The 14,668-nt window shown below is 70.4% G+C and carries 14 protein-coding genes; 8 read left to right on the top strand and 6 right to left on the bottom strand.

Annotated elements, in window-relative coordinates:
* Positions 1-153 precede the first annotated feature (153 nt).
* Together DEIPH_RS07515 and DEIPH_RS07510 are read left to right on the top strand one after the other, a co-directional pair.
* On the top strand, positions 154-1,014 hold the full coding sequence (locus tag DEIPH_RS07515) for an HpcH/HpaI aldolase/citrate lyase family protein (RefSeq protein WP_034356281.1): 861 nt from the start codon (positions 154-156) through the stop codon (positions 1,012-1,014).
* Entirely contained in the window at positions 1,011-1,508 is a 498-nt protein-coding gene (locus DEIPH_RS07510) for a MaoC family dehydratase (protein WP_034356278.1), read from the top strand. Before DEIPH_RS07515 ends, DEIPH_RS07510 begins: the two co-directional genes overlap by 4 nt.
* Before the next feature lie 105 nt (positions 1,509-1,613).
* Here DEIPH_RS07510 and DEIPH_RS07505 read toward each other — a convergent pair whose 3' ends face one another.
* A complete protein-coding gene (locus DEIPH_RS07505) occupies positions 1,614-2,219 on the bottom strand; it encodes a DUF4097 family beta strand repeat-containing protein (protein WP_034356275.1) in 606 nt (201 codons plus the stop codon).
* 562 nt (positions 2,220-2,781) lie between these two features.
* Here DEIPH_RS07505 and lysS point away from each other — a divergent pair.
* The 4 genes from lysS to DEIPH_RS07485 all read left to right on the top strand — a co-directional run bounded on the left by lysS (position 2,782) and on the right by DEIPH_RS07485 (position 7,521).
* The gene (gene lysS / locus DEIPH_RS07500; RefSeq protein ID WP_034356272.1) at positions 2,782-3,951 is read left to right on the top strand and encodes a homocitrate synthase; all 1,170 of its coding nucleotides are present in this window, start codon (positions 2,782-2,784) and stop codon (positions 3,949-3,951) included.
* 285 nt (positions 3,952-4,236) lie between these two features.
* Positions 4,237-5,052, top strand: a complete 816-nt coding sequence (locus DEIPH_RS07495; protein ID WP_034356270.1) for a PhzF family phenazine biosynthesis protein — start codon at positions 4,237-4,239, stop codon at positions 5,050-5,052.
* Positions 5,049-6,242, top strand: coding sequence for a benzoate/H(+) symporter BenE family transporter (locus DEIPH_RS07490; protein WP_034356267.1), 1,194 nt, complete (start codon positions 5,049-5,051; stop codon positions 6,240-6,242). Before DEIPH_RS07495 ends, DEIPH_RS07490 begins: the two co-directional genes overlap by 4 nt.
* Positions 6,243-6,336: 94 nt before the next feature.
* Positions 6,337-7,521 carry a cysteine desulfurase-like protein gene (locus tag DEIPH_RS07485; protein WP_034356265.1) on the top strand — a complete coding sequence of 395 codons (1,185 nt, stop codon included), beginning with the start codon at positions 6,337-6,339 and terminating at the stop codon, positions 7,519-7,521.
* Here DEIPH_RS07485 and DEIPH_RS07480 read toward each other — a convergent pair whose 3' ends face one another.
* Positions 7,522-8,802, bottom strand: coding sequence for a glutamate-5-semialdehyde dehydrogenase (locus DEIPH_RS07480; RefSeq protein WP_034356264.1), 1,281 nt, complete (start codon positions 8,800-8,802; stop codon positions 7,522-7,524).
* Positions 8,803-8,883: 81 nt separating this feature from the next.
* Entirely contained in the window at positions 8,884-9,975 is a 1,092-nt protein-coding gene (gene proB / locus DEIPH_RS07475) for a glutamate 5-kinase (RefSeq protein ID WP_034356262.1), read from the bottom strand.
* 157 nt (positions 9,976-10,132) lie between these two features.
* Between proB and DEIPH_RS07470 the strand changes: the two genes are divergently transcribed.
* Positions 10,133-10,531: a rhodanese-like domain-containing protein gene (locus DEIPH_RS07470; RefSeq protein ID WP_034356260.1), complete on the top strand. Its 399-nt coding sequence runs from the start codon at positions 10,133-10,135 to the stop codon at positions 10,529-10,531.
* 22 nt (positions 10,532-10,553) lie between these two features.
* Here DEIPH_RS07470 and tilS read toward each other — a convergent pair whose 3' ends face one another.
* The gene (gene tilS / locus DEIPH_RS07465) at positions 10,554-12,236 is read right to left on the bottom strand and encodes a tRNA lysidine(34) synthetase TilS (protein ID WP_051517232.1); all 1,683 of its coding nucleotides are present in this window, start codon (positions 12,234-12,236) and stop codon (positions 10,554-10,556) included.
* Positions 12,237-12,362: 126 nt separating this feature from the next.
* Here tilS and DEIPH_RS07460 point away from each other — a divergent pair, with 126 nt between their 5' ends.
* On the top strand, positions 12,363-12,830 hold the full coding sequence (locus DEIPH_RS07460) for a peroxiredoxin (protein ID WP_034356258.1): 468 nt from the start codon (positions 12,363-12,365) through the stop codon (positions 12,828-12,830).
* Positions 12,831-13,006: 176 nt separating this feature from the next.
* Here the strand turns inward: DEIPH_RS07460 and DEIPH_RS07455 are convergent, their stop codons facing one another.
* Together DEIPH_RS07455 and DEIPH_RS19765 are read right to left on the bottom strand one after the other, a co-directional pair.
* Entirely contained in the window at positions 13,007-14,380 is a 1,374-nt protein-coding gene (locus DEIPH_RS07455; protein WP_034356284.1) for an acetyl ornithine aminotransferase family protein, read from the bottom strand.
* Positions 14,381-14,405: 25 nt separating this feature from the next.
* The gene (locus tag DEIPH_RS19765; protein ID WP_152544853.1) at positions 14,406-14,666 is read right to left on the bottom strand and encodes a hypothetical protein; all 261 of its coding nucleotides are present in this window, start codon (positions 14,664-14,666) and stop codon (positions 14,406-14,408) included.
* Between the last annotated feature and the right edge of the window lie 2 nt (positions 14,667-14,668).

Below are 14,668 nucleotides of genomic sequence, written 5' to 3'. Positions count from 1 at the left end.
GCCGGGGGCGGAAGTCCCGCCTCTTTCCTGTGGGGAACTTTAGAGATGACGCTGCCCGGGCGGGCATTCGGCTGGCCGTCCCTCCCGTATGCTGGGGGGCGTGCCAACGAACGCTTGTTTGCCAGGGGGCCGGGAAGACGGACGGGGGTCGGCGTGAGCGCCGAAGTCGTCCGGCCCCGTAGTGTGCTGTTCGCGCCGGGCAACCGCGCCGACCTGATCGCCAAGTTGCCCCGCAGTCAGCCGGACGCGGTGGTCATCGACCTGGAAGACGCCGTGCCGGCCACAACAGAAGCGAAAGCGGCGGCCCGCCCCATCGCGCGGGACGCCGCCCGGGACCTGATCGCCGCCGCACCCCACCTGGCCGTCTTCGTGCGGGTGAACGCGCCGCACTCGCCCTTCTTCGAAGAAGACCTGACGGTCCTGACGCCGGAACTCGCGGGCGTGGTCGTCCCGAAGCTGGAGTCGGCGGCGGACGTGCGGCGGGTGGCGGGGGCGCTGGCCGCGCGGGGGCTGGACCTGCCCCTGCTGGCGGGACTGGAGACGGGGGCGGGCGTGTGGAACGCGCGGGACATCATGGTGCCCCCCGTCGCCTGGGCCTACTTCGGCGCGGAGGACTACACGACCGACCTGGGTGGCACGCGCACGCCGGGCAATCTGGAAGTGCTGTATGCCCGCTCGCACGTCGCGCTCGCCGCACGACTGGCCGGGGTCCATGCCCTCGACATAGTAGTCACGCGCCTGAACGACGAGGCCGCCTTTCGTGAGGACGCGGGGCAGGGCCGGGCACTGGGCTACGGCGGAAAGCTGTGCATCCACCCGGCGCAGGTGGCGCTGGCCCACGACATCTTCGGCCCGACCGACGCGGATGCCGAACGCGCCCGCCGCCTGCTGACCGCCGCCCATGACGCCGCGCGGGAAGGCCGGGGCGCGTTCAGTTTCGAGGGGCAGATGGTGGACGAACCGATGCTCGCCAAAGCGCGGGCGACGCTGCACGCCAGGGGAGAACCGCTGTGAATGACGACCTGAACCGCCCGCAGGGCCGCTACTTCGAGGAACTGACGCCCGGCACGGTGATCCGCCACCGCGTCACGCGCACGGTCACCGAGGCCGACAACGTGTTCTTCACGACCATGACCATGAACCCGCAGCCGCTGCACCTCGACCGCGAGTACGCCGCCGCGACCGAGTTCGGGCAGCCGCTGGTCAACAGCATGCTGACCCTCAGCCTGCTGGTGGGCCTCAGCGTGCCGGAGCTGACGCTGGGCACCCTGATCGCCAACCTGGGCCTGACCGACGTGGTGTTCCCGAAGCCCGTCTTTCACGGCGACACCATCCGGGCCGAGTCGGAGGTGCTGGAAACCCGCGAGAGCAAATCCCGCCCGAATGCCGGTCTGGTCACGGTCGAACACCGGGCGATCAACCAGCGCGGCGAGGTGGTGGCACGCTGCAAGCGGACGGCCCTGATGCAGAAGAGGCCGGAAAGTGCTGAGGAAAGCGCTGGGCCATGAGCGGACCGGCCCTGGAAGCTTCCGCCTGAGCATGGACTCCCCTTCTGATGGCCCACCCTCACACCGGGCCATGGCGCGTGCGGTCCCAGCGGTGGCCGACCGGGCTTACTGCCCGGGGGTGTGCACCTGCACGGCGCCGCTGCCCCAGGTCAGATTCACCGTCACCTTGTATCTGGCCGCATCATAATTGGCCGTCTGATACGTGCCGCCCAGGTTCTGCCCTGCGGCGATGTCCTTTCCTTCCACCGTCAATGCGCCGCTCCTGAACTGCTGGAGCACCAGCTTCACCCCGGTGTTCTGCGGCACGTGAATGTCCAGGCTGCCACTTTCCTGACGAAGCTGGGCCGTAAAGGACGCGGCGGGCAGCTGCATCATGACGGGGCCAGATCCCATCTTCACGTTCAGGCGCGTCAGGGGCAGGCCCCGCACCTTCAGGTCCTGACTTCCTGAGCCTTGGTTGATAGTGAGCGCGAGCGGCAGTTTCGGGCTGAGACCGACTTCCCAGAACCCCGAGTCCTGACGTGCGCCCACATAGGCCACGCCGTTCACGACTTTCGGTTTCTGCGCCCCCAGGATGGGGCTGGCATGGTTGCTCAGCGCCACAATCATCGGGCCAGAATCGAAGGTCAAGGTCACGTCCACCGCGCGGTAGCTTTGCGCGGACGCGAGGCTGGTCAGGAGCAACAGGGGGGGCAGGCAGCGTACACGCATGGGACCTCCAAAAAGGCAGGGAGAAGCGGAGGGGAATCTGAACCTGCGGTCGTCGTCTAATGTCTCTCTGCCGGCCGACCGAGGCAAAGCCTGGGGTTCTGCGGACAGAACAGCCCACGAGGTCATTCTACGGAGCGGCGTCAACCGTGAATCACGCCAGCGCGGACAGCCCCGCCGCACCGGGGATGACGACGGGGATGATCCGGATGGGCGCTCAGGCATGGGGAGAGCGCCAACGACGAAGCGCCCTATGCCGCCGACAGGCAAGGGTGGGGCATTTCGCCGGACTTGTCCGCTCCAGCCACTGGACTTCAGCTCCGCACAACCGGGGGCGGCCCCTCCGTCGCTCCATGGCCCCATGTCCCCAGAACGCCGCCGGACAGGTAGGAACAGCTTCCGGGGCCGTTCGGGTCAGCCCGGACCTTCCACCGCCTTCCCGTCAGGCCGGGGGCCGCTCGCCAGTCAGCGGAGACAGCAAACTTCTTATCATTTGAAAAACTATTCGTAGGCTTTATTGACATTTATCAAGTTTAGGGACAGAATGCGTCTCACGAGACCTCCTATGACTCCAGATTCCTCCTCTCCCCTGATCCCGGCCCGTTCGTGGGCCATCATCGACTCGACGCTGCGGGAGGGCGAGCAGTTCGCGCGTGGGAACTTCAAAACGGGGGACAAGACCGAGATTGCCCGGCTGCTGGACGCCTTCGGGGCGGAGTTCATCGAGGTGACCACGCCAATGGTCAGCGCCCAGACGCAGGCGGACATCCGGCAACTGACCTCGCTCGGCCTGAACGCCAAGATCCTGACGCACGTCCGCTGCCACCTGAAGGACGTGCAGCGGGCGGTGGACCTGGGCGTGGACGGACTGGACCTGCTGTTCGGCACCAGTTCCTTCCTGCGGGAGTTTTCACACGGCAAGAGCATCGCGCAGATTATCGACACGGCCTCGCAGGTGATCGGCTGGATCAAGCAGAATCGCCCCGACCTCCAGATTCGCTTCAGCGCCGAGGACACCTTCCGCTCGGAGGAGGCGGACCTGATGGCGGTGTACCGCGCCGTCTCCGACCTGGGGGTTCACCGCGTGGGGCTGGCGGACACGGTCGGCGTGGCCACGCCCCGGCAGGTCTATACGCTGGTGCGCGAGGTCCGCAAGGTGATTCACGCCGAGTGCGGCATCGAGTTCCACGGGCACAACGACACCGGTTGCGCCGTCTCCAACGCCTACGAGGCCATTGAGGCGGGCGCCACCCACATCGACACGACCGTGCTGGGCATCGGGGAGCGCAACGGCATTACGCCGCTGGGGGGCTTCCTGGCGCGGATGTTCACCTTCGACCCGCAGGGGCTGATGGACAAGTACGACCTGGAGCTGCTGCCCGAACTCGACCGCTTGATCGCGCGGCTCATAGACCTGCCGATTCCCTGGAACAACTACCTGACCGGCGAATTCGCCTACAACCACAAGGCGGGCATGCACCTCAAGGCGATCTACCTGAATCCCGGTGCCTACGAGGCGATTCCGCCCGGCGTGTTCGGCGTGGGCCGCCGCATCCAGGCGGCCAGCAAGGTGACGGGCAAGCACGCCATCGCGTACAAGGCCAGGGAACTGGGCCTGCACTACGGCGAGGACGCTCTACGCCGCGTGACCGACCACATCAAGGCCCTGGCCGAGGAGGGCGAACTGGACGACGCGCACCTGGAGCAGGTATTGCGGGAGTGGGTGCGGGCGTAGGCTGGAAAGGGATTCATCGCCGTGGGCTGCGCGTGAGGGGACATGATGCCCCGGAACCCACACCATGACGAGCAGGCAGAGCTGTACAGGCAGGCCGACGCCTACGCCGACCTGTTCCGCTTCCCAGCCGAAAGCGCGCGCTTCGGCTCTCGGCCGCAATATCCTCCTGGGCATTTGCCCCCGCTGTCACACCGTCCACTGGAGCGACATCGTCTGAGCGGCAGGCACAGAGGGTCAGGCAACACGCCTCGCCCCGCACGTGCGGCGTGCTGAAATGACGGGCAGATGACCTCCGCCACCTCCCCCGCCCTCTACCGCGTCCTCTCCCCACCCCGTTCGGCAGGCGGCAAAGCTGTGGCCGTCTTTCCCGACGCTTCCGGCGACCTTCAGGCCAGGGCCGCCGCTTCCGGGGCGCCGCTGAGCGTCTTCGTGGAGGTGGCGGACCTGTCGGGCGCGACGCTGAGGGTGTTCACCCCCGGACAGGAGAAGCAAGGCTCGGATTCCGGCGCGCTGGCCGCTCTCGCGTTTCTGCAAGCCCAGGGCGGCCTGCTGGACGTGGTGGACGTGCGGATGGGCGGCGAGGTCGTCCCCGCGCAACTGTGCGGCGGCGAGTGGCTTTTGCGTCAGGGCGACGTGAGGGCGGCGGAGGCTCCGCGCGTGGACCTTTCCGCGCTTCGAGTTACAGCGAAAAGCGTTCAGGTGGCCTCGGCGGGCCGCCCGAATCTGGTGGTGGAGGTCACGGACCTGGCGGTGCTGGACGCCTTCACGCCGGACGCGCAAGCGGTCGAGGCGGTGAACCGGGCGACGGGCACGACCGGCCTGATTCTGTTCACGCCCGGCGGACCGGACCGGGCAGAGGTGAGCTTCCGGGCCTTCGGGCCGCTGAAAGGCTTTCTGGAGGACGGGGCAAGCAGCCATATGCTCGCCTGTCTGGTCGGGGCACTGGGGGCAGAGGCGCGGCTGCCGCCCGACACGAACATGCTGCGGGGCGCGCAGCGGAAACCGGGTACCCCCTCGCGCCTGACCGTGCAGTTCACCCCCACGCCGGGCGGAGCGGCCGACCTCTGGGTGGGTGGCCGGGCGGAGCGGCTGACCCCGTGACGGCCCTGACTGACCTGCGGCGGGACGCCTCCGCCTCGGCCATCACGGCGGGGTTCGTGGCGGTGGTGGTCGGCGCGGCGAGCAGCATCGGGCTGCTGGTGGGCGCCGCGCGGGACTTCGAGCTGACGCACGGGCAGACGGTGAGCTGGGTGCTGAGTTGTTACCTTGCCATCAGCGTGTCGGGGGCCGTGCTGACCTGGCGGCACCGCGCCCCGGTCAAGATGGCCTGGACCACACCGGGCCTCGCGCTGGTGGCTTCCCTGGCCGCCTCGCGCGGCATGAACTACGCGGAGGTGCTGGGCGCCTACGTGCTGAGTGCCCTGCTGATGACGGGGCTGGGCGTCACGGGGGCCTTCGAGCGGGTCACGGCGCGCATCCCGCCCGCGCTGGCGAACGCGCTGCTGGCCGGGGTGCTGCTGCCGTTCGTGCTGGGCGCATTCAAGGCCCTCCCGCAGACCCCGGTGCCGGTGGGCGGGATGCTGCTGGTATTTCTGGCGGGGCGCGTGTGGTTTCCGCGCTGGGCGGTGCCGGCGGCGCTGGTGGCGGGGGCGGCCCTGTCGCTGGCGGTGGGGGCGGTCGGACCGCTGACGGGGGGCGGCCTGGGCACACTGGTCTGGACGACGCCCGAGTTCAGCCTGCGCGGTGTGCTGACGCTGGCGCTGCCTCTGACGGTGCTGAACCTCGCCTCGCAGCAGTTGCCGGGGGTGGCGGTGCTGCGCGCGTGCGGGTTTGCCCGCGTCCCGACCTCCCCGCTGATCACGTGGTCCGGTGTGGCGAGCCTGCTCTCGGCCCCCTTCGGGGCACACACCACCACCCTCGCGGCGATCACGGCGGCCATCGCGGCGGGCGAGGAAGCGCACGCCGAACCCGGGCGGCGCTGGGTCGCGGGCCTGAGCGCCGCCTTTTTCTACCTGCTGCTGGGCGTGTTCGCGGGCTGGGTGGTCGGCGCGGTGGGCGCGGTGCCTCCCCCCGTGGTCGCGGCGCTGGCCGGGCTGGCGCTCGTCTCGACCACGCTGGCGAGCGTGACGGCGGCCCTGAGGGACGAGCGGGGCCGCGAGGCGGCCTTCCTGACGCTGGCGATCACGGCGAGCGGCGTGACGTTCCTGGGCGTGGGGAGCGCCGTGTGGGGCCTGGTGCTGGGCGGCGGGCTGGCGTGGCTGCTGGGACGGGGTTCTGCCCGCCGTCAGTAATTCAGCCTTCAGCCCCAGGTGAGAGAGGGGCCATGTCCCCTGCCCTGGCCCACGGCCGACGCCCGGCTCATCGCCCGCGCTCTAGAGTAACGGCATGGACCTCGACGCTCTCCGGGCACAGTTTCCGCCCCTGGCCTCTGGCCGCGCCTATCTCGACAATGCGGCGGGCGGGCTGCTGCCGGCGCGGGCCATCTCCGCGATCACGGACCACCTCACGCGCTACGGGGCCACGAACGCCATGCCGGGGCACCAGCCGGGACAGGAGATTCTTGCCCTGAAACACCGCGCGCGGGAGGCCACGGCCCTCTTTCTGAACGCCAACCCGGAGGACGTGGCCCTGGGGCCGAGTGCGACGGCCCTCGCCTTCCGGCTGGCGGCGGCCTTCGCGCGGCTGTGGGGGCCGGGCGACGAGGTGATTCTCAGCGGCCTGGAACACGAGGCGAACGCGAGTCCCTGGCGCGAACTGGAGCGCGTGGGGGTCACGGTGCGGGTCTGGCACGCGCGGCCGCCAGAGATGCACCTTCATCCGGACGACCTGGCTGCCCTGCTCTCGCCCCGCACGCGGCTGGTAGCGGTCACGGCGTCGAGCAACGCGCTGGGCGTGAAGGTGGACCTTGCTGCCGTCACGGCGCAGGTTCGCGCGGCGGGGGCCTGGACGGCGGTGGACGCGGTTCACGCCGCGCCGCACGCTTTCCCCGATGTTCAGGCGTGGGGCGCGGACTTCGTGACCTTCAGCCCCTACAAGGTCTGGGGGCCGCATCTGGGCGCGCTGTGGGTTTCGCCCGAGCACCGCCCGCAGCTGCCCTGGCCCCGCCTGAGCTTCATCCCGGAAGGCGACATCACCGGCCTGGAACACGGCACGCCCCAGTTCGAGCTGCTGGCGGGCTGGCTGGGCACACTCGACTATCTGCGCGAGCTGGGCGGGCACGCGGCGCTGAGCCGCGCAGCGCTGGAGGCCGCCTCCACCCGCATCGCGGAACTGGAACGGCCCGTCGCGGAGCGGCTACTGTCCGGCCTGCTGGGTACCCCAGGCGTGACGGTCTACGGCCCCCATACCATGCAGGGCCGCGTCGGCACCGTCGCCTTCCGCGTGGAGGGCGAGGCCCCGGAACTGACCACCGCGCGGCTCTCTGCGGGTGGCGTGGACGTGGCCGCCGGGCATTTCTACGCAGTGCAGCCGCTCAGGGACCTGGGCCTGTACCCGCAGGGGGTGGTACGGGCCAGCACCGCGCATTACACCTCCCTGGGGGACGTGGAGCGGCTGCTGGACAGCCTCTGATCAGGCCCGGATGTGCCCGTCACCCATCACGACCCATTTGGTCGTGGTGAGTTCCGCGAGGCCCATCGGCCCCCGCGCATGCAGTTTCTGGGTGCTGATGGCGACCTCGGCCCCCAGCCCCAGCTGCCCGCCGTCGTTGAAGCGGGGGCTGGCGTTCACCATCACGGCGGCGCTGTCCACGTCCTGCACGAAGCGTTCGGCCTGGGCCGGGTCACGCGTCAGGATCACGTCGGTGTGGTTGCCGTGCGCGGCGATAAAGTCCAGCGCCTCCTCCAGCCCGCCCACGGTGCGGATGCTGGCGGTCAGGGCCAGGAACTCGGTGCCGTAGTCGGATGCGGTGGCGGGCTGGGCCTCGACTCCGGCGGCCTGGAGCGCGGCGAGGGCGGGCGGGTCGGCCCGCAGCGTCACGCCGTGCGCGGCCAGGTCACGGGCGATGGCGGGCAGGGCAGGCAGCGCCTCCCGGTGAACCAGCAGCGTGTCGAGGGCGTTGCAGGCGCTGGGCTTCTGCACCTTGGCATTGCGGATCAGCTCTGCCGCCCGGGCCACGTCGGCAGGGTCGCGGGTAAAGCTCCCGTCCAGGTAGATGTGGACGACGCCGATGCCGCCCACGATCACCGGCACGGTGGCATTCTCCACGCAGTAGCGGTGCAGGCCCGCCCCACCGCGCGGGATGATGGCGTCCACCAGGTCGTCGAGGCGCAGCAGTTCCAGCATCCGCTCGCGGGCCGGGTCGCGGATGACCTGCACGGCCTCGGCGGGAAGGTCCTGAGAGGCCAGGGCGGCGCGCACCGCGTCTTCGAGGGCGGCGTTGCTGCCCACGGTCTCCTTGCCGCCGCGCAGCAAGACCGCGTTGCCGCTCATCAGGGCGAGGGCGGCCACGTCCACCGTCACGTTGGGGCGGCTCTCGTAGATCACGCCCAGCACGCCCAGCGGCACGCGCATCTGCGAGACACGGATGCCGCTGGGCAGCTGCTTTTCCCCCGTCCGTTCGCCCACCGGGTCGGGCAGACGGGCCACGGCCTCCACGTCCGCCGCGATGGCCGCGAGCGACGCCGCGTTCAGGCGCAGGCGGTCCACCATGTGCGCGGGCAGGCCCGCCGCCTCGGCCGCCGCCACGTCCCGCGCGTTCGCGGCGAGAATCCCCGTCGCGCGTGCCCGCAGTTCGCGCGCGACGGCATGCAGCGCCGCCACCTTGCGCGCCGTGGGCAGCGAGCGCAGCACCCGCGCCGCCGCCCTGGCCCGCAGCCCCAGGTCACGGACGGTCAGAGTCTCGGTCGTCATGGGGGCAGGGTAGCAGGGCCTGCGGCCCGTGGCCCGGGGCTTGTCGAGGAAAGCTCTCTTCCCACAGCCCGCAGCCGGCACCTACAACCTCACCAGATCGTCCCGGTGGACCGCCTCCGGCCCGTAGGTGAAGCCCAGCACGCCCTCGATGTCGCGGGAATGGCGGCCGGCGATGCGCGCCAGGTCGGCGGCCCGGTAGCGGGTGAGGCCGCGCGCGACCTCCTGGCCGTCGGGCGCCAGCAGGCGGACGGTGTGCCCGCGCCCGAAGGAACCGTGGACGGCGGTGATGCCGGCGGGCAGGAGGCTGCCGCCGCGTTCACGCACCGCCCGCGCCGCGCCCTCGTCCAGAACGACGCGGCCCGTGGCGATCTCCGCCAGAATCCAGCGCTTGCGGGCCTCCAGCCGCGAGCCGTGGGCCAGAAAGCGCGTGCCCAGCGCCTCGCCGCCCACGATGCGGACCAGGGCATTCTCGGCGTCGCCGGGGGCGATCACGACGGGCGTTCCGGCGCGGGTGGCGATCTCGGCGGCCTGAATCTTGGTATGCATCCCGCCGGTGCCGCGGTGGCTGCCCGCCCCGCCCGCGAGTGCCCAGATGCCGGGCGTCACACGCTCCACGACTGGGATCAGGGTCGCGCCGGGGTCGCTGCGTGGGTCGGCGGTGTAGAGGCCGGGCGCGTCGGTCAGGATCACCAGCAGGTCGGCCTCGGTCAGATTGGCGACAAAGGCGGAGAGGGTGTCGTTGTCGCCCACCTTGATCTGTTCCACGGCCACCGCGTCGTTCTCGTTGATGACCGGCAGCACGCCGCGCGCGAGGCAGCCGTCCAGCGTGGTGCGGGCATTGAGGTAGCGGGTACGGTCACGGAAGTCGTCGGCGGTCAGCAGGACCTGCGCGACGGGCACGCCGTACAGGTCCGCGACGGTCGCATAGAGGTGCATCAGGCGGCCCTGCCCCACCGCCGCCAGCAACTGCTTTTCGGCCAGCGTCCGGTCCCGTGGCGGAAAGCCCAGCGCCTCCCACCCGGCCAGCACCGCGCCGCTGGTCACCAGCACGACCTCGTGCCCGGCGCTGCGGACCGCCGCCATGCCGCGCAGCAGGTCCACCAGCCGGGGGCGGTGCAGGCGGTCCGTGCCCGCCGTGAGAACGCTGGTGCCGAGCTTCAGAACGACGCGCATGGGGATCAGGATAGGGGGAGGAAGGGGAAGCGGGGTGCGGCTCGCCTATCCGGGCGGGGTGGGAAGCTGCCGCAGGCAGAGGGAGTATGCTGGATTCGACCTCTCACTGAACACAGGTTCGGGAGCCGCATTCCCACACTGGCGCAAGGGGGGCTGTATGTCGCCAAAAACCGCGTCCCAGATGGTGCAGGAGGCCAGGCAGCGCGTCGAAAACCTTTCGGCCGATCAGGTCGCCGCCGAGCTGGACGGGGGCGCCGCCGTACTGATCGACCTGCGTGAACCCGGCGAACAGGAGCAGAACGGGGTCATTCCCGGCGCGGTGAGTGCGCCGCGCGGAATGCTGGAGTTCTGGGCCGACCCGGCAAGCCCGTACCACCGCCCGGAGTTCGATCCTGGCCGCCGGATCATCCTGCACTGCGCCTCCGGGGGCCGTTCCGCGCTGGCCGCCGATACCCTGCGGCAGATGGGCTACACGAAGGTCGCCCATCTGGACGGCGGCATGAAAGCCTGGGCCGAGGCCGGACGGCCCGTCGCGAAGCGGGGCGCGCAGGAGTAAGCCTCAAGCGTCTCCCGCGCCCTCACCGCCCCGCCCCCGGCGGCCCGGCGTCATCGGCTTCGGCGGTGCCTGGTTCTGATGGCGGCTCCTGCAAAAGCGGCGGTGCCGAACTTCCCCGCAGCGCCCGGAACGTCTCACGCAGCAGCCGCGCCGCCTCCCCCGCCCGGACGCCTCCTGTCACCTCCGGCGTGTGGCCCCAGTGGGAGGCCAGCAGATCGCTGACGCCCCCCAGCGCCCCCGCCTTCGGATTGCGCGCCCCGTACACCACCCGGCCCACCCGCGCCTCCAGCGCCGCGCCCAGGCACATCGGACAGGGTTCGAGCGTGACCACCAGGGTGCAGCCGTTCAGGTAGGGGGTGCCCAGGGTTCGGGCAGCCTCCCGCAGCGCCGCGAGTTCGGCGTGCCGGGTCATGTCCCCGTGTTCGCGGCTGGTGTTGCGGCCCCGGCCCACCACGGCACCGTCCGGCCCGAGGACGACGGCACCGACCGGCACCTCGCCCGCCCGGGCCGCCTCACGCGCGAGGGCCAGGGCTTCCCCCATCGCCGCGTGCCGGGGGTCTTCGGGGAGGCCCACCTCTTCCCGCGCCCCTACCGCCCAGACCGGGGGCCGCAGCCCGGCCCACTGCACGTCCGCGCCCACCGCGAGCAGCGGCACGTGGTCCCGTTCCGCGCGCGGCACCCTGGCGTCGGTCAGCACGTCGCTGAGTTTGCGCGTTCCCCCGGGCAGGCGCAGGCGGTCGCCCGGCTGGCGGGTGCGCAGGGTCCAGCCCGCAGGCCAAGGAAAGTCGGGGGCAGGCCACACCTGGGGCTGGAGCCAGAGCCGTCCGCCCGTCACGGTCACGTCCCGCGCGCCGGGCAGGGTGACGTGCGCGGTCTCCCCCACTTCCAGCGCGGCGGCGAGGCGTTCGAGGTGACCGGCGTGGTACGGGAGGCCCGCGCCGGAAAGCGCCTGCACGACGTGACGGCGCAGCACGGCGGGCGGCTGGGCGGCCAGCGGCGCATGGGGGGTCAGCCGGGCGGCCAGGTCGTTCAGGGCCGCGTCGTCCGCGCGTGACAGGCGGGCGACGCGCGCCAGCGCCGCTTCCACGTCAGGAAAGCGGGTGCTCAGGAGGGGCAGCACCGCCATCCGCAACCAGGCGCGGGTCCGGGCCGGGTCGGCGTTGGTGGGGTCCTCGCGCCAGGCCTGGCCGAGCGTGTGCAAGAACGCCTCCACGTCGGCGCGGGGCACGTCCAGCCAGGGCCGCCGGACCCGGCCCCGCGCGGGGGGGATGCCGCTGAGCACCGCCTCACCGCGCAGGAGTTGCAGCAACACCGTCTCGGCCTGGTCGCGGCGGGTGTGGGCGGTCAGGATGGCCCCGGCGCGGTGCCGCCCGGCGACCCGGCCCAGGAACTCGTACCGGATGCGGCGGGCCGCGTCCTCCAGATTCCAGCCCCGCCGCGCGGCGACCGCCGCCACATCCACCCGCGTTTGTTCAAAGGGGATGCCAAGCTGCTCCGTGAGGTCCCGCACCCACGCCGCGTCCTCTGCCGACTCGGGGCGCAGCGCGTGATCGAGGTGGGCGCAGAAAGGCCGCGCCCTGGCCCGCAGCAGCGCCCGCAGCAGCGCCACGCTGTCGGCCCCACCTGACACGCCCACCACCACCGGGCGGCCCACGAAGGGCGCGAGCGGACGCAGGAGTGCGGACGGGGCGGGAGAAGCGGACACGGGCGCATTGTAGAGAAGCCGGCAGCCTGCCCAGGTGTGGCCTGCCGGCAGCAAAAGCGTCAGGCTCTGGCCTCGACAAGCTGCGGGCCACAGGCCACACGCCGCCCGGCCCCTACAATTGGCCCCATGAGTCTGCGTGTCGGTCAGCCCGCCCCCGAATTCGATGCCCGCAGCGACGATGGCCGCCGGGTGCGCCTCGCGGACCTGCGGGGACGCTGGGTGGTGCTGTACTTCTATCCGCGTGCGAACACGCCCGGCTGCTCGATCGAGGCCCGGCGCTTCGAGGCCGCCCTCCCCGAGTTCGAGCGGCTGGGCGCGGCCGTGATCGGCGTCAGCACCGACACCGAGGCGCGTCAGGCGAACTTCCGCGACACCTGCGGCCTCAGTTTCCCGCTGCTCCCCGACGGGGAACGCACCCTCAGCCGCACTTACGGCGTGATCGGGGGGCTGGGCGGCCTGCTCGGGATGGCGGCCCGGCAGACCTTCCTGATCGACCCGGACGGAAAGCTGGCGCACCACTGGCGCACCGTCCATCCTGGCCACCACGCCGCAGACGTGCTGGCGCAGCTCCAAGCCGAGACGGCCCGGGCGTAGGCACCCGCTTCAGCGGCCCCTGGTGTCCAGACCGGGGTCTGGTCGCGTGGGAGAGTGAGCACAGGGCCTCAGGTTCAGGCCGCGTCATCCCCGACCGGTTCGCGCGAGGTGGAGGAAGCCAAAAGCAGGGGCCATTCTCTTGACAGAAACGGCCCCTGCTTTTGCTGTCTGCCGGCTCAGTTCAGGCTGGCGAGCGTCTCGCGCATGATCTTCAGGCCCGTCTCGGCTTCCTCGCGGGTCAGGATCAGGGGCGGGCTGATGCGGATGACGGCCTCACCGCAGTCAAGGTTCAGCAGGCCCTTCCCAAACATCGCCAGACTGGCGCGGTCGCGCAGCTTCCCGTCGGGGCTGCCGTCCGGCTTCACGAACTCCAGCCCGATAAAGAGGCCCTGCCCGCGCACGTCGCCCAGGAAGGGAAACTCGGCCTGCATCTTCTTCAGCTCGGCCATGATGTACGCGCCCACCTGCGCCGCATTCTCCATCAGGCTCTCGCCGCAGCCGGGGTGCTTCACTTCGCCTTCGAGCAGGTCGAGGGTCGCGTGTGCCGCCGCCGCCGCGACCGGGTTGCCCCCGAAGGTGCTGCCGTGCGAGCCGACCGGCCAGGTCATCACGCTTTCTTTGGCCAGCATCGCGCTGATCGGCAGCCCCGAGGCGATGCCCTTGGCGAGGGTGATGATGTCCGGCTGAACGTCGCCGTACTGCTCGAACTGCTGGAAGGAGAACATCTTGCCGGTGCGGCCCATCCCGGCCTGCACCTCGTCGAAAATGAGCATGATGCCGTATTTGTCGCACAGGGCGCGCAGTTTCGGCAGGAAGTCGGCGGGCGGCACGATGTACCCGCCCTCACCCTGCATCGGCTCGATGATGATCGCGGCCACCTCGTCGGCGGGCAGGATGCCCACGAACAGCGACTCGATGTGGTCGATGACGGCCTGTCCGCAGGTTTCGGGCGTGCTGCCCAGCGGCGGGCGGAAGGGGTTGGGATAGGGCACGTGTGACACGTTGGGCAGCAACGGCCCGAAGCCGCGCTTGTACTTGGTTTTGGAGCCGGTCAGCGTGATCGCGCCGTAGGTACGCCCGTGAAAGCTGCCCATCGTGGAGATGACGTGCGTGCGCCCGGTGTGGTTGCGCGCCAGCTTCACGGCGGCCTCGACCGCCTCCGCGCCGGAGTTGCCGAGGAAGACGCGCCACTTCTCGCCGGGCCGCTCGACGTGCTTGACGAGGCGTTCGGCCAGGCTGGTGGTGATCTCCTGCGGGTAGTCGGTCAGGCAGACGTGGGAAAACTTCGTGATCTGCTCCTGCACGGCCTGCACCACATGCGGGTGCGCGTGCCCGGTCGTGCTGACGGCAATCCCCGCAAAGAAGTCCAGCATGGTGTTGCCGTCCACGTCGGTCAGCCACACGCCCTCGCCATGATCGGGCACGAAGGGATAGGGCCGCATGTAGGAGGTGGAGAGGTGCTGCGCGTCACGCGCCATAATCTCGGCGGTCTTGGGGCCGGGAAGGGCGGTTTTGAGTTCGGGTTGACGGGGTTTGGGAAGGGTAGTCATTTCCATAATGTCATCTCCTAAGTACTCAAAAGAGCCTATATAACAAGCCGACAACTAAGCTAAGCAGCAAACCAATTGCGACACCGATCCTTGCAGGAGGATGAACAAAGTCGCTGTTGGCTTTTGGGTCGCAAAACCAAGCTAATCCACCTATCCAGCCTATTACACCACCGCTCTTTACAAGTCCCTCTATAAAGGAGCCACTAAAAGCCGCGACTATACCGGCGACGAGGCCCAATGCAAAGCCAACAGCTTGGAAGAAGGCTCTCGTTACCTCCTTCTTCACTA

Source organism: Deinococcus phoenicis (assembly GCF_000599865.1).
GTDB lineage: Bacteria > Deinococcota > Deinococci > Deinococcales > Deinococcaceae > Deinococcus > Deinococcus phoenicis.
Note: the sequence above shows the minus strand (reverse complement) of the source record. Positions and strands in the feature narration are given on the sequence as shown.